Consider the following 17,412-nt stretch of genomic DNA (forward strand, 5'->3'; position numbering starts at 1 on the left):
CTCCACCGACGAAAGGAATGGTATCGAGATACTGTTCTGGCGAACGGAAAATTCAGCCGGGCTGTATCGATCGAACAGCCCGGTGCCCGCTGGGCAGGTCTTCACACCCGGCTCCTGACAATACGCATGTGAAGACATGCGGTTGGGCCTCCAAGGCCCACCGGCAACCCGACAGTAACGTCAGGACCTCCAGCTCCTGACGTCCCGGAAACCGAAATCTAGGAACCCAATTTCGTATGGAAGAAGTCATCCATCAGAAACGTGGGCGCAAACTACGGCCCCTACCATGAGTTCACGGGCTCAGCCCCGTCAGCAAAAAAGAGGAGGGGCGATGACCGAAGAACAGGCAATCGAAATCATACGGTGTCTGGAGGACCTCGTCGTCGGGGACAGGATTGAAGCCTGGCACAACGGGCGACGCTACAACCGGGGAAAGGTACTGCAGACAGTGCCGTCCATGGGGATGTTCTGGATTCTGGACACCGGCAGCGGCACCCGGAAGCTCGTTGATTTCGAATCCCTGCTCATCCGCCGTCTCCCTGAAAAAGAACGCCGAGACAACGCTTCTGTGGCCTAACTGGTGGGCCCCCGCGTCTTCGGGGCCAAACAAAGCATCGGGAAATTTTGTCTGCCTCGGCAGCGGTGATCTGCGCGGGTCGCCTCCGCCAGAAGTGCCAGATCGGCGGCCAGAACCTGCCCTTCGACGGTAGCCTCGGTGGCCGTCGAAACGCCAAGACCAGTATCAGTCCAGGGAGCGACCATCGGATCGAGTTGACCCAGCTGCTGGTTCTTCTTCGCGGTTTCGTGCCTGAACCTGGCGATCCCGTTGAGCCGCCCACACTGCAAGCTCAACAACCGCTACGTCCCGCATCGTCACCGGGTGCGGCGGCCGGCTGTCACGCAGTAGGTTCCGGTATGCCGTTACCAATGGTTCTGCCAATGGATATGGAGTGGTTTTTCCAAGCGGTCATCTATGTCGTGCGGTTGGCGATTCGGGTGCGTAGCCGGTGAAGTTGGGGCATGATGCCATAGACAACGATGGGCACGGCAACGGTTGCCAGGACAAAGGTCCGTAGCACGGGGTGCAGGGTGGCGAGCCAGTTTCCGAAGATGAGGTTGATGGCTGTCAGTGTGGGGAAGACAGCGATCCAGATCATCAGTGCCAGTTGGTGTTTCGTCGGTGGTACGGGGCGGGTGGTTGTCTGTGTGCCGGACATCGGGTTTCCTTCAGTTTCTAATTAGGTTGCGGAGTTGCTGAGATCCGGGAGGCGGCAGTTAGAAGCCGCTGTTGAAAGCCCGGACGGCGTTCCTGACGTCCTGGTCGACGAGGTCGGCGTTGATGGCGATGGCGGTTGCGGAGCCTTCGCCGGCCGCGGTGATGACTTGGGCCCGCGGGTTCGCTACGTTGCCTGCGATCCACACTCCCGGGACGGTTGTTTGGCCGGTGCCGTCTTTGACGGCCCATCCGGTCTCGTCGATTTCGCAGCCAAGGCCGATGAGCAGGTCATTGGTGGGAACCAACCGGGGTGGAACGAACAGCACGTCCCGGGCGACGGTGGTGCCGTCCTCCATCTCGACGGCTCGGAGGTGGTCGTCTTCGCTCAGGATCCGGGTGACGCCGGCTTCGACGACTCCGATGGCACGGGCGAGCAGTTCTGTGCGCTGAATGGGCGTCAGGAACCCGGCTGGGACGAACAGTACGACGTCTTTTGCCCACTGACGGACGATTTGTGTGTAACGGACGGTTTCTGGTGAACCGCCCAGTACGCCGAACTGCCGGTCGCGGACTTCATAGCCATGGCATTAGGGGCAGTGGAGGACATCCCGCGCCCACCGGGCGGCAAGACCCGGGATAGGAGGCAGTTCATCACGAAGCCCTGTGGCAACGAGGAGCCGGCGGGTGGAAATGCGCCTGCCGTCGGACAGCAGCACCCAAAATCCAGAGCTTCCGGCCGGGACCAGTTCAGTGACGACACCTCCGGTGATTTCGCCGCCGTAGCTTTCCACCTCGTCCCGTCCCAGGGACAGGAGTTCTGCAGGTGGCAGGCCGTCGCGGGAAAGGAAGCCATGCATGTGCTTGGCCGGGGCGTTCCGGGGTGCGCCGGAATCGATGACAAGGACTTTGCGGCGGGCCCTGGTCAGCACCAGGGCAGCTGATAATCCGGCGGCTCCGCCGCCTACTATCACTACGTCGTATTCGTTCATGGCTTCAGGTTCATCCGGGATTCCAGTCTGGACAACAATCGTTGCTGTTTCCGGGAATCGGGGGTTTGATAAGCGGTGTGACTGACCAGCCAGCTGTTATTGCCGCCGCTCTTGATCAGGTGGGGGTGCGGCTGAAGCGTCTTCGTATGCAGCGCGGCGTGACGTTGACGAGTCTTGCAGCTGCCACTGGTATTTCGAAGAGCACGTTGTCGCGGTTGGAGTCCGGGCAGCGGCGCCCGAGCTTGGAGCTGCTCCTGCCGTTGGCCCAGGCTTACAGGGTGCCTTTGGATGAGCTGGTGGGGGCACCTGAAGTTGGTGATCCCCGTATCCGTCTGAAGCCCCGCAATGCGAACGGGCGTACGGTGATCCCGCTGACCCGCCAGCCCGGGGGCATGCAGGCCTGGAAGATCGTCATCCCGACGTCCAAGATCGAACCGGTCCTGAAGACTCACGAGGGCTATGAGTGGCTGTATGTCCTTTCGGGGCGGATGCGCCTTGTGCTCGGTGACCATGACCTGGTCCTCGGGCCGGGGGAGGTGGCCGAATTCGATACCCACGTTCCCCATTGGTTCGGGAGCACCGGGGATCAGCAGGCAGAAGTGCTCAGTGTCTTTGGCGGCCAGGGTGAGAGGATGCATGTCCGCGCGAAGGCGAACAAGCAGCGGAACGACCAGCATGGCCGGCCCGTCTGAGACGGGTCGGCCGTGAGGCTTCTGTCGGGGGTTGTGGGTTTAGCAGATGGTGAGCTTGCGGCCTTTGATCAGGAGCCAGAAGATCGCGGCTGTTTCGCCGATGATGGCGAACAGTCCGTACATCGGGGTGAATCCGTCGACAAACGCGACGCCGATGGCGTCGATGATGTACCCGGTGCCGGAGATGAACAGAAGTACGCCGAAGACCTTGGGTACGAAGGCTGAGCGGAATTCCAGGTAGCCGATCAGGATCAGGTACAGGCCGAAAAGGCCGAGGCTGATGAGCCAGATTGTCCGGAATGATTCGATGGCGTGCAGAGCCAGTTCGGGCTGATCGAGAACGGTGTAGGCGTAGGCCAGCTGGCTGGTTGCCACTGCAAACAACCCTGCGAAGGTGACACGCATCCACGCGGCAACGGCGGACAGTTTCGGGTTTACGTTCTTGAAGAGTGCGAACCAGGCAACTGCGGCCAGGACGTCGATGAGCGTGACCAGGAAGATGGCGAGAACGCCGGCCAGATACACCATGCCGGACTGTGAGATGTCGGCGGCTGTCTTGGCTGCATCACCTGGGGTGATGAGGGGTACGACGGCGCCGAAGTAGCCGACCGTCATCAGGACCACCATGGCCAGCAGGCCGAGGCCGGAGACGAGGCTGGCGGTGGCGGGGGACCAGGTCCGGAAGTCCAGGCGCGGCGATTGGCTCGAAGCGGGTGTAGCGGTGGGGGTGGTGGGGGTGGTGGCCAGGTTGCTCATCATTCTTCCTTACGCTGTAAGCTTATGATGTAAGTAAGCTACGCCTACGGTGTAAGCTTGTCAATGGGGCAACATAAACCACGCGGAAAGGTAATGAGATGCCGGCGAAGAGTGTTCAGCGGACTGAGGGGCGGGCCCGGTTGAACAGAGAACGGGTCCTGCAGTCAGCGATCGGACTCGCGGATGAGGACGGCCTGGAGAAGCTCTCCATGCGGCGGCTGGGGGAGGGGCTGGGGGTGGAAGCGATGTCGCTCTATAACCATGTCTCGAACAAGGAGGACCTGCTCAACGGGATGATCGATACCCTGCATGGTGAGATCGAGCTGCCCTCCCACGATGATGACTGGAAGACTGCCCTGCGTAAAAGGTCCGTCTCAGTCCGGGAGGTCCTGCTGCGCCACCCGTGGGCCAACGGGCTGATGGACTCCGCAACCAGCCCCGGTCCCGGGACACTCAGACATCACGACAGGGTGCTCGGAACCTTCCGGAACGGGGGCTTCTCCCTGGCGATGACGGCGCACGCCATTTCGGCGCTGGACAGCTACGTTTACGGTTACACCAAGCAGGAAAAGGCCCTGCCCTTTGACACCGAGGAACAGGCCGCCGCCATGGCCAACGCCATGCTCGCACAACTGCCAGCCAGCGAATACCCCTACCTCCATGAGCTGATGGCCAAGCATGTGCTGCAGCCCGGGTACAACTACGCCGACGAATTCAGCTTCGGCCTGGACCTGGTGCTCGACGCATTGGAACGGGCACGCGACGAGGAGGGCGCGGACTAAGCAACGACAGGGGGACGGCCCTACACAGCACCGGCTGGCCGTATAGTTCACACATTGCATAGGTGGGGGTCACTCGGCAGGTCCAGAGCCGTGTTCGCTAGTAAGGGACCCCGGTCGGCGGCCACCGGGGACCGGACCAAACATGACAGGTGCCGGGAAGGGTCGGCCATGCCCGTTATTCAGAATCTCGTCAATTCACTGTGTCCCGTGTGTCGGGTTGCCCTTTCGCGTCCAACCTTTAGGCCTGCTCCTCTATTGTGATGACAATCTTCCCGCGGGCGTGTTCTTCGGCGAAGTAGCGGATGGCCTCAGGGGCATCGGGGAGTGCGTAGGTACGGTCGATCGCCGGAGTGACCTGGCCGGATTCGATGAGATGGCGCAGCTCTTCCAGAACCTCGGTGCCTAACGTCGGCTAGAAGATGCGCAGGTTCTGGCTCACGAACGGTGACAGCGCCAGTGCGCTGATGATGCGTCTCATGGGACCAAATACGGCGCTGCCAGTGCCGCTGGACAGGACGAGTGTGCCGTTGTGGGTCAAGGCGCGTCGTAGCTGGGTCAGTGTATGGTTCCCGATCAGATCGAGGATGACATCGTAGCGGCGCCCGCTCGCGGTGAAATCCTCCTTGGTGTAGTCAATGACATCGAGGGCTCCGAGGGACCGGACCAGTTCTGTATTTCTCGTGCTGGATACGGCGGTGACCTCGGCCCCGAGGGCCTTGGCAATCTGCACCGCATAAGTCCCGACACCGCCAGAGGCTCCGTTGATGAGTACGGTTTGTCCGGACCGGAGATTTCCTCCATCACGAAGCGCTTGCAGGGCCGTTCTCGCCGCCAGTGGCACGGTCGCCGCCTGCTCGAACGTGAGATTCGCCGGCTTCATCGCCAGAAGGGTCGCGGGGACTATTGCGTATTCGGCGAAAGCACCAGCCTCAACTTCCGCGAACACGTGGTCTCCCAGGCGGAACTGTGTCACGTTCTTGCCTACTGCCTCGACCTGCCCGGCCAGATCCTTACCTCTGATGCTCTGCTTCGGGAAGCGCCATCCGAAGGCCAGGCGTGCGATCAGCGGGCGGCCGGAGGTGTGAACCCAGTCCGCGTGGTTCACTCCAGCAGCACGCACTCGGATGAGCACCTCGTCGCCGCCGATTGTTGGCGTCGGGACGTCCGCGAGGCGCAGCACATCGGCCGAGCCGTAGCGGGTCTGCAGAATCGCTTTCATCGTTGTCGCTGCCGGTGCGATCGCCTGCCGAAGTGTGGTCGTCGGAGGGGTGGTGATTTTCATGATCTGGTGCCTTTCGGTCGGTTAGTTGTGCGGTTGGGGGGTAGCGGGAACGCCGGCCAGTTTCTGTGTAGCTGGCCAAAGGCGGGCGGCCATGGCGGATTCGGATGCCACGCTCGCTGGAGGGGGCAACCAAAGGTCAGACGGTCGTCAGTACGGGGCTGCGCCCCTCGAACGCTTCTCTTTGGAAGCCCTTGATGAGCAGCCACAGGGGCAGTGCAAGCTCGAAAAAGAAGCCGGGCATCGTGAGATAGAAGCCGATCTCGACCCCGAACAGCTCGGCGATTGTTCCTGCGACGTGGCTTGTGTACCCGATCAGGCCCGAAACGGCGAGCCATCGTGGGACCAGCCGGGTCTTGAACAGCAGCGTGCATAGGAAGATGGCGCCGACGCCGAGCGTCATCTGGCCGACTTGGTAGGCCATGCCGTTCAACTCGACCAGGATCGTGCCTAGGGTGTCGGCGCCGGGCTCACCGGCGTGTTCGGACAGCGGGATGAGCATGAGGATCGCGAGGGCGCCGATGCTCAGAAAAGCTACCTGTGTGATCAGGGCGGCGAAATACGTCAAGGCCGTCCGTTTGCTGTGGCGCTCCAGGATCGGAAAGAAGAGAACCGCCTTGGCGATATCAACTGCTGTGTTGAGGAGCATGAGGAAGGCGCCAAGGGCGAGCAGCGTTTGAAGCGGTGCAATCGTGTTCAGGAAGTCCGGGCCCTGGACCAGGGAAGCGACGACGGACAAGCCACTTCCGTAGACGAGGAAGCCAGCCAAGAACAGTCCTCCGAGAATCCGTGACTGCTTCATGCGGGAGCCCGGTAGCTCGCCTGGAGGCGGATCTGCTGGACGGGAGGCTGGAATCGCAGTGGGGGAAGATGTTGCCTGGTTCATCAGATGTCCTTGCAGGTTGGAAGTAATGGTGTTTCCAGCGTGCCCGTCATGCATTGCCCGTCGAATCCGGGTAAGTACGTAGCCGGTACTGAAAACCTGGGGCAGTCACGCCCGATTTGCGTACCCGCTCGGTGTTTCCCGGGATACGGTGCCGTTGCTTAGGGGTGAGTCTGGGACTATGAGTTACTTTCTGGTCGAGATTCCGGTCCCCGAGTCCGACAGGGTAGACGTTGGCCGTGCCCTGCGGACCCTCCGGGCGGCTCAGTCGAGGCTGGGGGAGAGAGCGGTCGCCGTTCGCCCTCTTTTAGCCGGAGTGATAGATCAGGAGGGTTGGATGGTCTTCCTGATGGAGGCGGTGACCATCGAAGCGGCGCGCAGTCTCGTCTCGCTGGCCTTGCTCCCTGCTGGGCGGATCCGCGAGGTTCTTTACTTGGCGTTGCCGGGCGACAGCTGCAGCCTTTCAGACGACCGGGTGCCGAAGCCAGGCACCGATCTTGGTCCTTGAGCTGATGCCGTACTTGTTGAGGATGTTGTAGATATGCGTTTCCACAGTTCGCTCGGAGACGAATAGGCGGCTGGCGATCTCTTTGTTGCTTAGTCCCTCCGCCGCGAGTTCGGCGATTTGCCGCTCTCGCTTACTGAGAGGATCGGCAGTCTTGGGCCGGGGGCCGGCGGCGCGGACCGCCTTTGTTCCAAGCGCGAGTGCCAGCGCGGCGTCATTGTCGAGTTGGGTGCCTTCGCGCAAAGCTCGCGAGTATCGTTCATTGCCGAGCTGAGCTTTTGCAAGCTGCGTGGCCTGCTCTACAAGGGGACGGATGAAGGGGCTGACGCGGTATCCGCCTTGCATTCGCAGCATGTCAGTGGCCCCTAGAAGCTTGGCGGCGCGTTCTAATTGGCCCGCCATCGCGGCGTTGCCTGCCAGTGCCTGCAACCTGAGCACCAGACCGGGACGATCGTCGAGGAGGATGGTGGCTTTCAGTGCCTCGATCAGGGCGGATTCCGCCTGGGCATAGTCCCCGAGCATCATCGAGGCCACTCCTGCACTGGTGAGGTGGGTGCTGAGCATGTAGATCTCATGTACGCGCCTGCATCGCTCTGCCGCGGCCAGTCCCACCTCACGCATCCGCACGAAGTCACCGTCCATTGACGCGATCAGCGCCTCGGACTGGGCTGCGGCGATGTGCGCGATGTCGTTGCCCAGCGCGTCGGCGAGCTCGTGTGCCTCAACTGAGGCACCCCGGGCTGAGGGCAGGTCGGAGTCCATGACATGCAACGCCGCCTCCATCGCCAGAATCCGCACGAGCAGAACATCGTCGCCTCCAGCGCGTGCGATTCGGGCGGCTTCAGCCGCCGCCTCCAGGCCCGCCGGGTGGTCACTCTGCGCCACGGCGAGGTAGCTTCGGACGAACAAAGCGCGGCCCCTTGCGCTCTCGTCGCTGGTGGGCCGATCAAGGAGGACGTCGATCCAGTGGACGCCCTCGCTTAGCGCTCGGTTCGTCCAGTACCGGCCGAGGCCGGTCGCCATCTTGAGGCCAACTTCGGTATAGGTGGGCTCTGCCAAGCACAACCCCAGTGCCCCGCGGATGTTCTCCGCCTCGGCGTCGAGTGCCTCGAGGAACGCAAGCTTGGACTCGTCATCCACTTCCCGGCCGTCCGAGTCTGCTCGGCGGCACATCTCGGCAAAAAACGAGAGGTGCGCGTGGCGGGCGAGGCGCTCCTCGCCCGCCGCGCGGAGCCGCATTATGGCAAAATGGCGCATTGTCTCGTGGAGACGGTAGCGGACTTGTCTGCCCGTTCGTTCGATGTTGATGAAGGAACGGTCGACGAGAGCGGTGAGAGCATCTAGAACATCTGGCGAGGGGGGCGGCCCGGCAACGCACACGCGCTCGGCGGCGTCCAACGTGAACGAAGCCGGGAAGACTGACAGGCGTCGCAGCACCCTTCGCTCCTCGGATCCGAGGAGGTCGTGGCTCCAGGCTATCGTTGCCTCAAGCGTTTGCTGACGGGCTGGCGCCGCGGCACTGCCGCCGCTGAGCAGACGGAAGGGGTCGCTTAGCCGTCCGACCAGTTGCTCCAGGCCCAGTGTGCGAAGCCGCACCGCGGCAAGCTCGATGGCCAGCGGGATGCCGTCGAGCTGCCGGGCGAGTTCGACGACGTCCGCAACGTTGTTCTCGGTCAGTCTGAGGTCCGCGCCCGACGCGCCCGCTCGCTCGATAAGAAGGGCAACCGCCTCAGACTGTGCCACGCGTTCAGGGACTAGGGGTCCGTCGGATCTCGGTAGAGACAGCGGGTCGATGGTCACGACCCGTTCCCCGGCGATTCTTAGAGGTTGCCTGCTGGTCGCAAGAATTCTCAGCTTCGGCGCTTCACGGAGTAGAGAATCCGCAAGCACGGCGCACGCGTCTACCAAGTGTTCACAGTTGTCTAAAACTAGGAGCATCTCCTTATCCGCGATGTGGTCGCTGAGCCGTGACAGTGGCCAACGGTCCGATTCATCGCGAAGCCCCACCGAGGTCATCACCGCCTGAGGGACGAGGTTCCCATCGTGAAGTCCAGCAAGTTCGGCGAGCCAAACCCCATCGGCGACTCCCCGCTCCAGGTCGGCCGCTGTTCGCAATGCGGTGCGTGTCTTGCCCACACCACCCGGTCCGACGAGGGTAACCAGGCGGGAAGAGGCAAGGTTGGTTTTGACGTCCTGGAGTTGGCGCCGCCTTCCGACGAAGCTGCTGATCTCTGCCGGCAGGTTGCCTCGGTGGCGCTGTCGGGCGTCACGGCCGGCTCGTTTTGAACCTGCCACATTCCCCGGCCGGAGCCCTTGGGCCACCTGAGCCAGATCCCCCGCTGAGGCGGGGCGGTCCGATTGATTCTTCGCCATGCAGGAGAGCACGAGGTTGCGCACCGCTGCCGGTACATGCGAGGGCAGATCAGGCGGGGTCTCGTTGATGTGCGCCAGCGCGATCGCGACTTGCGATTCGCCGGTGAACGGGCGCCGCCCGGCAAGGGCCTCGTAGGCAACGATGCCGAGAGAATAGATGTCCGTCGCCGGCGAAGCAGGACGGCCACTCACCTGCTCCGGGGAGATGTATTCCACGGCCCCCATCACTTGTCCGGCAGATGTCAGAGACACCTGGTCGGTGAGGCGAGCGATCCCGAAGTCGGTGATCTTCACTCGACCGCCAGGAGTCATGAGGAGGTTTTCCGGTTTGATATCACGGTGTGTGAGCCCTGCTTCGTGCACGGCCTGCAAGGCGGACGCGGTTTGCGCGACGATGTCGAGCACCCGGCCAGTAGGGAGGGATGACTCACGCTTGAGAACCGCGGACAGCGTCTCGCCAGGCACCAGCTCCATGACGAGGTACGCGGTGTTCTCCAGCTCGCCGTAGTCATGGACGATGGCTATACCCTCATGATTCACCGAGGCGGCGTTCCGCGCCTCCGCACGGAAACGCTCAAGGAAGCCTGGGGCGCCGGCGTATTCGTCTTTGAGGATTTTGACCGCAACCGTGCGGCCGATGAATAAATCAGACGCCTCCCAGACATCTCCCATGCCCCCAACCGCGACATGCTTCGAGAGCTCGTAGCGATCACTCAAGATAAGGCCAGCAGACGGTCTCACCGACTCAACACCGACTTAACCAAGCCACGCAGGGGGAGCACCAATCATAGGATGTCTGCTGACCATCGCTGTCGGACACCGGTCTCCCTGCAGATTCGTCGGAGCTAGTCCCTTCTGAGCCGATGGAAGCATCATCAACAGCTTGACTGGCGAAGTTCACAGCCTTTGCCTCCAAGCCCAATGTTCCCGCTACACGACTGGAAAGACAACAGCCAGAACAAGCGACGGAATGAGCTGCCCCTCGGAGGCCGACGCACTCTCTACGGAAACGACATAATCCATATGAATTCGGAGTTCTCGCAGGTACTTCTACTCCCGTGCTTTGAAGGTCGATAATTGTGATTCCGTCAATCTGTCTAGGCCGGGCGGACCTGTGCTTGCTAATCACGTGGCCGGAATTCGTGGCTACTTTGATCCGTCCATGTTGGGTTCAATTCGGGTTATCCACGGCTGCAATTAGGAGCCGATGGGGCAGCTCCCTGGCCGCAGTAGCGGTAGATAAGCTGTGAGAATTGTCCCCGGCCGTGGGCGGGCAGAGCGGACTTCTCGTTGAGAACGTAGATCAATTCCGGTTGATCCGAGAACCAGGCAAAGAGCGATGTACGAGCTTTGGGCGTAGTTCAGCCTGAAGCTCATGCCTCGTACCGCAAGGGCAAAACCAACGGGATTTTGTGGCATGCTTCTGCTTCCGGTAGCGAGGCGATGAGCTTTTGCGGTGGCTCGTTCCCGGGGGGACGACGCCGCTGGCGCCAGGACGGTGACCAGCAAGGGGGGTGCAGCAAGGAGTTCTTCAATTCGGAGATGCACCCTCCGTACTTCGCGAAGCTGTAGCAGGGTGGGGTGCACGAACTGGCATGAGAGGGTGAGCCCTCCGTTCAGTCCCTCAATTTTTAGCTGGCTCGGGCGCTGAGTTGTGCGACTGCGTTTCCCGTTTGGTCAGTAACGCATATCCCAGCCAAGCCATAGCGATTCCCGTCGGTATGGCGATTTTTGGCTGAGCTTCTAAGGGGAGGAGGGCGGCGGCGGGAGCCAATGCTGTGCCGACGATAAGCAGGAGTGCAGCAGCGCGTGGCAGAATGCCGGCCCTGAAGGTTGCAATGCCAAACAACAGGCCACCGAGGATGTAGAGCGGGCCTGTGAGCGTCCACAGTGTTGACAGAATTCCCAGCTCTGGACTGCTGGTTGTGCCGTTCAGCATCCCCATCCATCCTTCCACGAATGAGGGCGTGGTAGTGGCAACTTGTGGCAGGACGAAGGCTTCGACGAAGCTGAACCCCATGATGAGGGTGAACCAGAGGCTCAGCATGGCAAAGCCGGCGAAGCCGAGCCAGCCGGACTTCACGGCTTGTCTCGCATATAGTCCCACAATGCCGAGCACTCCGAAGAAGGACATGGCGCAGGCCAGGACATGGACGGTTACCCAGTTCGTTGTTGTGACAGTTGAAGGTGCGTTTTCTGCGTGGAACAGGCCAAGGATGACGTAACACGTCCCTGCAAGCAGTGCGGCTAAACCGGCTAAACGGGTGAGGCGAGCGTTTGTTGTGTTCATTCTGAGGCTCCTCTTTTGACTCCCCCAAGAGCAGACATGCTGGCTCATGAAGCAGTTGGGTTCACCAAGTATTCGCATGATTTCGCGGAAATAAACAGGCCTGATTGCTACCCGGGTCGAGAGCGGCTAAGCCGGGGGACATCAGTGCCACGATTTCCCAATGGCTCATTCGGTAAGCGTGCCTATTTCTTTAGGGTTGTGGGTGCTCTCAACTGCAAGGCAAAACGGTCTCGGGCGGCGTGTCAATGGGGCAACGTCAACCACACGGAAAGGGTTATAAGATGCCGGCGAAGAGTGCCCAGCAATTTGAAGGGCGGGCCCGGTTGAACAGGGAACGGGTCCTGCAGACAGCGATCGGACTCGCCGATGAGGACGGCCTGGAGAAGCTCTCCATGCGGCGGTTGGGGGAGGGGCTGGGTGTGGAAGCGATGTCGCTTTATAACCATGTCTCCAATAAGGAGGACCTGCTCAACGGGATGATCGATACCCTGTATGGCGAGATCGAGCTGCCCTCCCATGATGATGACTGGAAGACTGCCCTGCGTTAAAGGTCCGTCCCACTCCGGGGGTCCTGCTGCGCCACCCGTGGGCCAACGGGCTAATGGACTCCGCAACCAGCCCCGGTCCCGGGACACTGAGGCATCACGATAGGGTGCTCGGGACCTTCAGGAACGGGGGCTTCTTGCTGGCGATGACGGCGCACGCCTTCTCAGCGCTGGACAGCTACGTTTACGGTTACGCCGAGCAGAAAAAGGCCCTGCCCTTTGACACTGAGGAACTGGCCGCCGCATGCTCGCACAACTGCCAGCCAGCGAATACCCCTACCTTTATGAGCTGATGGCCAAGCATGTGCTCCAGCCTGGGTACAACTACGCCGACGAATTTAGCTTGGGCCTGGACCTGGTGCTCGACGCCCTGGAACGGGCACTCGACCTGGGGTATGCAGGGTAAGCGGAACCGGGGATTTCGCCGTACCCGGCACGAGTCGGCCGCCGTATAGTTCAGCTCTAATGCAGCCGGTCCGGGCGTAGATGAGCGTGAGCTTGCGATCTGCACGTTGCTTCCGAGAGCAGAGGATCGACAAGCCTGGTGCGCGCGGTTGTGTAGCGCCGCGGGGAGGGGATATGGAACTTCGTGTCAGGGATGCTCATTGTCTGGGAGGCGGAGGAGCCCTCCCCACCCGCAGGTCGTCCCACTGCAGGCGTAATGCCGTGGCGGGGCTCAGTATCGTGGGGCTGCACCGCCGGAGAGTTTTTCAGGGGGTTGCCGGGCCTTCTTCGATTTTCTTACCTCGTGGAGCTTTACAGGTTGCTGGTAGGCAGAGCTGAACGGGGAGGCGTCAAGCGGCGGTGGATTAGAGTCCTGGCATAGGGGAGCACTACGGCGATTGTGGCAGCAATAAATACCAGCTGTATCAGCGTCCGAGGCAGGAGGTCCGTGGCCAGAGCGCCGTTGACAATGAGTCCGGTTTGCGCCGCGTAGACATTCGCTGGGAAGATGGCCATCAGCAGCAAGCCGAGCCCGCCGGCCGCCCAGGGCGCCGTCCGGCGGTGGACGATGCCGCCGGCTCCAAGCAGTTCCAGCACGCCTGTAATTGTGACCAGCAGTTCGGCATTGGGAAGAGCCGGCGGCACCAGTGCCACGAGTTCCCCGCGCATGCTGTTGAAGTGGGCCAATCCGGTGAGGATGAACATGCCCGCCAAGCCACCGCGCAAGCTGGTGTGCCAGGACCGGAGCGGTTTGATGCCCATAGCCCCGGCGGCACGAAGCAGGAGGGTTAAGGACACGAGTGTAATAAGGGGTGCCATGGCGGGTTCCTTTCAAGTACATCGACATATCTTGTCACCGCCTAGATTACTCGGCAGCAGTAACTTGTCAATGACTAGATTCTGGGTAGTCTATAGGGCATGAGCACATCGGCGTACCATCACAAGAACCTTCCGGACACCATCATCAGCGCCGCTCTCGACGTCATAGCGGAGTCGGGCCCGTCAGCACTGAGTTTGCGGGATCTGGCCAGACAGGCGGGGGTCTCCCATGCCGCGCCCGCCCACCACTTCGGGGACAAGGCAGGCCTCCTGACCGCCGTCGCGGTACAAGGATTCTGTCTCCTGGCGGACGCGCTGGTGGAGGCGCGGCGGCAAACCGGTGACTTCTTGGAGGTGGGGGTGGCTTATGTCGGCTTCGCCGTCGAGCACCCAGCCCATTTTGCCGTGATGTTCCGGCCGGAGCTGTACCGTACAAATGATCCGGAACTGGTCGCGGCGAAGGCCCGGGCGGGCGAGTCCCTCTACCGGGGGGTTGCACCGTTCACATCCTCGGAACCAGGCACGGTGTCACAGGACGCGGCGCTGGCCGCCTGGTCCCTGGTCCACGGGTTTTCTACCCTTTGGCTCAGCGGCAGTCTGCCTGAGGGACTGTCGGCAGATCCGCGGCAGGCTGCCCGGGGGATTGCTTCCGTTCTCTTTTCCGGGTCGCAATAGCGCACGCCGCCCTCCAGGAATCTCGTTGGCTTGGTGATCGGCGCGTTGTTCGCACACGGGGACGAACCACCCGATGTGTTTCAGCGTGAGCAGCAATTGCATCTGAGCGCAGGGTGGTGGTCCCAGTCCCGGCTCAGGAGTTGCTCGCCTTGGCGATGACGGCCCACGCCCCTTGACGCCGGGGAACGGGCCGCCGTCATCGCCAACGTCATGCTCGCACAATCCTGCCAGCGAATACCCCTACCTTTACGAGCTGATGGCTAAGCATATGCTGCAGCCCGGGTACAACTACGCCGACGAATTCAGCTTCGGCCTGGACCTGGTGCTCGGCGTCCTGGAACGAGCACCCGCGGAGGGGGCAGGGTAAGCGGAACAGGGGGATTTTGCCCTACACAGCACCAGTTGGCCGCCGTATAGTTCACCCAATGGCGATGAGCATGCTTGCCACGAAGTTCCATGTCCCGGCCCCGCGGCGCCGAGCCGTCGCCCGCCCGAGGCTTGTCGAGCCTCTGTTTTCGGACTCGCATGAGGGTCGGAAGCTCACGTTGGTTTGCGCCCCCGCCGGCTTCGGCAAAACGACTTTGCTGAGCCAGTGGGTACTGCAAGTCCGGGCAGCGGAGCCCGGGGTGCGGGTTGCCTGGTTGTCACTGGACGCGGGCGACAACGACCCTGCCCGTTTCCTAACCCATCTCATTGCCGGAATGCATGGCGCGGATGCAGGACTCGGGTCAGGTGCTCAAGCGCTGCTCGACGCTACCCCGGCCGCGGCGGTGGAACCGGTCCTGGTTACACTCATCAACGACCTTTCTCGGGCGGGAACGTCCTTCATCCTCGTCCTCGATGACTACCACGCGATCGAAGCGCACGCTGTTCATGACGCGGTAACGTTCCTTCTCAATCATTCCCCGCCCCAGCTGCACCTGGCCATCACAAGCCGCTCCGACCCTCCGCTTCCCCTGTCCCGCTTAAGGGCTCGGGATCAGATCACTGAACTGCGCGCGGCTGACCTCCGCTTTTCGACCAAGGAAACGGCGGCATTCCTCAACGAGTGCATGGGGCTGCGCCTTTCCGCCGAGGACATCTCCGCCCTCCAGGCCCGGACGGAAGGCTGGGCGGCCGGCCTGCAGCTCGCCGCGTTGTCCCTGCGCGGGCACGAGGACGCGCCAGGCTTCATCAACGCCTTCGCCGGCAGCAACCGCTTCATCCTGGATTACCTAGTTGAGGAGGTACTTCAGCGCCAGCCTGACCATGTGCGAAGCTTCCTGATGCACACGGCCATCCTCGACCGCCTCTCGGGTCCACTGTGTGACACGGTCACGGGGCAGGGCGGCAGCAGTGCTGTGTTGGAGCAGCTGGAGAGGGCAAATCTGTTTGTTGTCCCCCTGGATGACCGGAGGCAGTGGTATCGCTACCACCACCTCTTTGCCGAAGTGCTCCGGGCCAGTGCCGTGCACGAGGAACCTGAGCTTCAGCAGTCGCTGCACCGGCGCGCCAGTGAGTGGTATCAGCACCACGACCTGCTGGAGGATGCCCTGAAGCATGCGCTGGCGGCTGGGGACTTCGAACGGGCGGGGGCTCTGTTGGAGGCGGCGCTGCCGGCCATCCGAAGGAGCCGGCATGATGCAACCCTGCGCGGCTGGTTGACCGCGCTTCCCGACCATGTCGTGCGGGCGAACCCTGTGTTGAGCGTGTTTTTTGCGTGGATGATGCTCACAGCCGGTGACCTGGACGCCGTCGAACAACGTCTCCAGGACGCTGAACGGGGACTCGCGGAGGCTTCCCGCGATGGGGAACCGACGCGTGATCGAGCCACCGGGCTGAATGCCGGGAGCGAGGAGTTCCGTGCCCTGCCGGTGACCATTGCCGTGTATCGGGCAGCGCTGGCGCAGGCAGTGGGGGATGTGGCAGGGACCGCCGCCCATGCCCGGCGCGCGCTGGAGCTATGCGGGCCGGGTGATCATCTGTCGCGGGCAGCGGCTGCAGGGTTCCTCGGGTTGGCCGCGTGGGCCCGCGGTGATCTCGACACGGCAGTGCCGACCTTCGCCGACGTGGGCCCGAACCTGCATGCTGCAGGAAACATCGCCGACGAGCTCGCCAGCACCATGGTCCTGGCGGACATGTGGATGGCAAGGGGCAGCCTGCACCAGCCCCGGCGTCTTCTGGAACAAGCCCTTACAGCCGCTGACACAGCAGGAATAGCTTCTGGTCCGCCGACGGCCGACCTCCACGTGGGAATCAGCGCCCTGCACTGTGAGTCCGGGGCGGTGGCTGCTGCAAAGGAACATTTGGAGGCGGGGATCGCGCTCGGCGAGGCGGCGTCGCTGCCGGAGAACCTGTACCGCCGATTCGTGGTGATGGCACGTCTTGAGCACCTGTCCGGAGATCCCGGCCGTGCCATCGGGCTGCTCGAGGAGGCCGAGCGGCGTTACCTGCGGGGGTTCTTTCCCGACGTCTGGCCGATATCTGCGATGAAGGCGCGGATCTTGATCGGGCAAGGGGCGCTGCGGGAAGCCGCCGACTGGGTCCGGGCACGGGACCTCACCGCCGATGATGAGCTGAGCTACCTGAGGGAATTCGAGCACCTCACCCTCACCCGTTTGCTCATCGCCCAACACGAAGCAGACCCGCCCAACGGCTCCCTCGATGACGCCTTCAACCTACTGGAGCGGTTGCTCCAAGCCGCCCAAACGGCCGGGCGTGGTGGCAGCGTCAACGAGATCCTCGTCCTGAAGGCAAGGGCTTACCAGGCAGAAGGCCGTATGGATTCCGCGCTCGAGGCCCTGGAACTGGCACTGAAGCGCACCCAAGCCGAAGGTCACGTTCGGTTGTTCCTGGATGAAGGCGCACCCATGATCGCCCTGCTGCACAGGGCCGCCGTCGAGCGTATCTGTCCCGGATATGTCAGCCAACTGCTCCACATTAACCCCGGGGAAACTTCCGGTCCCACCACCCCCGGGACGGATGCCCGCAGCGTCCCGCTTAGTGAGCGGGAAGTCCAGGTGCTCCGTCTGCTCGACTCGTCCCTGTCCGGTCCGGAAGTTGCCCGGCAGCTGTATGTCTCGCTCAACACACTTAGGACCCATACCCGGCACATCTTCGAAAAGCTCCAGGTGAGCAACCGGGCCGAGGCGGTCCGCCGCGCCCGCGAGCACGGGCTCCTCTAA

The 17,412-nt window shown here is 62.3% G+C and carries 18 protein-coding genes and 2 pseudogenes; 10 read left to right on the plus strand and 10 right to left on the minus strand.

The features are described 5' to 3' along the window. Positions 1-331 precede the first annotated feature (331 nt). Positions 332-577 (plus strand): hypothetical protein, encoded by a 246-nt coding sequence (locus AC5RWA_RS11205; protein WP_494057659.1) that lies wholly within the window; start codon positions 332-334, stop codon positions 575-577. A 394-nt stretch (positions 578-971) separates the two neighbouring features. Here the strand turns inward: AC5RWA_RS11205 and AC5RWA_RS11210 are convergent, their stop codons facing one another. Together AC5RWA_RS11210 and AC5RWA_RS11215 are read right to left on the minus strand one after the other, a co-directional pair. After that, complete coding sequence (locus AC5RWA_RS11210) at positions 972-1,217, minus strand: putative antibiotic biosynthesis monooxygenase (RefSeq protein ID WP_494057660.1); 246 nt, start codon at positions 1,215-1,217, stop codon at positions 972-974. A 58-nt stretch (positions 1,218-1,275) separates the two neighbouring features. Beyond that, complete coding sequence (locus tag AC5RWA_RS11215) at positions 1,276-1,668, minus strand: FAD-dependent oxidoreductase (protein WP_494057874.1); 393 nt, start codon at positions 1,666-1,668, stop codon at positions 1,276-1,278. Here AC5RWA_RS11215 and AC5RWA_RS11220 point away from each other — a divergent pair. Next, the gene (locus tag AC5RWA_RS11220) at positions 1,588-1,755 is read left to right on the plus strand and encodes a hypothetical protein (protein WP_494057661.1); all 168 of its coding nucleotides are present in this window, start codon (positions 1,588-1,590) and stop codon (positions 1,753-1,755) included. The two genes, AC5RWA_RS11215 and AC5RWA_RS11220, sit on opposite strands and share 81 nt — an antisense overlap. Positions 1,756-1,803: 48 nt before the next feature. Here AC5RWA_RS11220 and AC5RWA_RS11225 read toward each other — a convergent pair whose 3' ends face one another. Beyond that, positions 1,804-2,205, minus strand: coding sequence for an FAD-dependent oxidoreductase (locus AC5RWA_RS11225; RefSeq protein ID WP_494057662.1), 402 nt, complete (start codon positions 2,203-2,205; stop codon positions 1,804-1,806). A gap of 125 nt (positions 2,206-2,330) precedes the next feature. Here AC5RWA_RS11225 and AC5RWA_RS11230 point away from each other — a divergent pair, with 125 nt between their 5' ends. Further along, a complete protein-coding gene (locus tag AC5RWA_RS11230) occupies positions 2,331-2,897 on the plus strand; it encodes a helix-turn-helix domain-containing protein (protein WP_494057875.1) in 567 nt (188 codons plus the stop codon). Positions 2,898-2,936: 39 nt separating this feature from the next. On the opposite strand, the gene AC5RWA_RS11235 is transcribed toward AC5RWA_RS11230, so the two are convergent. Then, the gene (locus tag AC5RWA_RS11235) at positions 2,937-3,653 is read right to left on the minus strand and encodes a DUF4386 domain-containing protein (RefSeq protein WP_494057663.1); all 717 of its coding nucleotides are present in this window, start codon (positions 3,651-3,653) and stop codon (positions 2,937-2,939) included. 140 nt (positions 3,654-3,793) lie between these two features. Between AC5RWA_RS11235 and AC5RWA_RS11240 the strand changes: the two genes are divergently transcribed. After that, the gene (locus AC5RWA_RS11240) at positions 3,794-4,435 is read left to right on the plus strand and encodes a TetR/AcrR family transcriptional regulator (RefSeq protein WP_494057664.1); all 642 of its coding nucleotides are present in this window, start codon (positions 3,794-3,796) and stop codon (positions 4,433-4,435) included. Positions 4,436-4,673: 238 nt separating this feature from the next. Here AC5RWA_RS11240 and AC5RWA_RS11245 read toward each other — a convergent pair. Together AC5RWA_RS11245 and AC5RWA_RS11250 are read right to left on the minus strand one after the other, a co-directional pair. Beyond that, a pseudogene (locus AC5RWA_RS11245) lies at positions 4,674-5,717 on the minus strand (NAD(P)-dependent alcohol dehydrogenase). A gap of 136 nt (positions 5,718-5,853) precedes the next feature. Continuing rightward, positions 5,854-6,600 (minus strand): DUF4386 domain-containing protein, encoded by a 747-nt coding sequence (locus tag AC5RWA_RS11250; protein ID WP_494057665.1) that lies wholly within the window; start codon positions 6,598-6,600, stop codon positions 5,854-5,856. Between the two features lie 178 nt (positions 6,601-6,778). On the opposite strand from AC5RWA_RS11250, the gene AC5RWA_RS11255 reads away from it, so the two are divergent. Then, positions 6,779-7,105 (plus strand): hypothetical protein, encoded by a 327-nt coding sequence (locus tag AC5RWA_RS11255; RefSeq protein WP_494057666.1) that lies wholly within the window; start codon positions 6,779-6,781, stop codon positions 7,103-7,105. Here AC5RWA_RS11255 and AC5RWA_RS11260 read toward each other — a convergent pair. The 3 genes and pseudogenes from AC5RWA_RS11260 to AC5RWA_RS11270 form a co-directional block, all read right to left on the minus strand. Continuing rightward, the gene (locus AC5RWA_RS11260; RefSeq protein ID WP_494057876.1) at positions 7,061-9,118 is read right to left on the minus strand and encodes a LuxR C-terminal-related transcriptional regulator; all 2,058 of its coding nucleotides are present in this window, start codon (positions 9,116-9,118) and stop codon (positions 7,061-7,063) included. The genes AC5RWA_RS11255 and AC5RWA_RS11260 overlap by 45 nt on opposite strands. Positions 9,119-9,385: 267 nt before the next feature. Beyond that, positions 9,386-10,216 (minus strand): annotated as a pseudogene (locus tag AC5RWA_RS11265) (serine/threonine-protein kinase); the annotation flags it as partial. Between the two features lie 883 nt (positions 10,217-11,099). Continuing rightward, positions 11,100-11,765 (minus strand): hypothetical protein, encoded by a 666-nt coding sequence (locus AC5RWA_RS11270; RefSeq protein ID WP_494057667.1) that lies wholly within the window; start codon positions 11,763-11,765, stop codon positions 11,100-11,102. Positions 11,766-12,046: 281 nt separating this feature from the next. Between AC5RWA_RS11270 and AC5RWA_RS11275 the strand changes: the two genes are divergently transcribed. Genes AC5RWA_RS11275 through AC5RWA_RS11285 form a run of 3 tightly spaced genes read left to right on the plus strand, consistent with a single transcriptional unit; the run spans position 12,047 to position 12,716 of the window. After that, positions 12,047-12,313, plus strand: a complete 267-nt coding sequence (locus tag AC5RWA_RS11275) for a TetR family transcriptional regulator (protein ID WP_494057668.1) — start codon at positions 12,047-12,049, stop codon at positions 12,311-12,313. Positions 12,314-12,366: 53 nt separating this feature from the next. Further along, positions 12,367-12,603, plus strand: a complete 237-nt coding sequence (locus AC5RWA_RS11280) for a TetR/AcrR family transcriptional regulator C-terminal domain-containing protein (RefSeq protein WP_494057669.1) — start codon at positions 12,367-12,369, stop codon at positions 12,601-12,603. After that, entirely contained in the window at positions 12,555-12,716 is a 162-nt protein-coding gene (locus AC5RWA_RS11285; protein ID WP_494057885.1) for a hypothetical protein, read from the plus strand. Before AC5RWA_RS11280 ends, AC5RWA_RS11285 begins: the two co-directional genes overlap by 49 nt. Positions 12,717-13,066: 350 nt before the next feature. Here AC5RWA_RS11285 and AC5RWA_RS11290 read toward each other — a convergent pair whose 3' ends face one another. Then, positions 13,067-13,573, minus strand: a complete 507-nt coding sequence (locus AC5RWA_RS11290) for a DoxX family protein (RefSeq protein ID WP_494057670.1) — start codon at positions 13,571-13,573, stop codon at positions 13,067-13,069. Between the two features lie 99 nt (positions 13,574-13,672). Between AC5RWA_RS11290 and AC5RWA_RS11295 the strand changes: the two genes are divergently transcribed. Both AC5RWA_RS11295 and AC5RWA_RS11300 read left to right on the plus strand, forming a co-directional pair. Beyond that, entirely contained in the window at positions 13,673-14,248 is a 576-nt protein-coding gene (locus tag AC5RWA_RS11295; protein ID WP_494057671.1) for a TetR/AcrR family transcriptional regulator, read from the plus strand. 626 nt (positions 14,249-14,874) lie between these two features. After that, positions 14,875-17,412: a winged helix-turn-helix domain-containing protein gene (locus AC5RWA_RS11300; protein WP_494057672.1), complete on the plus strand. Its 2,538-nt coding sequence runs from the start codon at positions 14,875-14,877 to the stop codon at positions 17,410-17,412.

The organism is Arthrobacter sp. 210 2 (assembly GCF_059093025.1).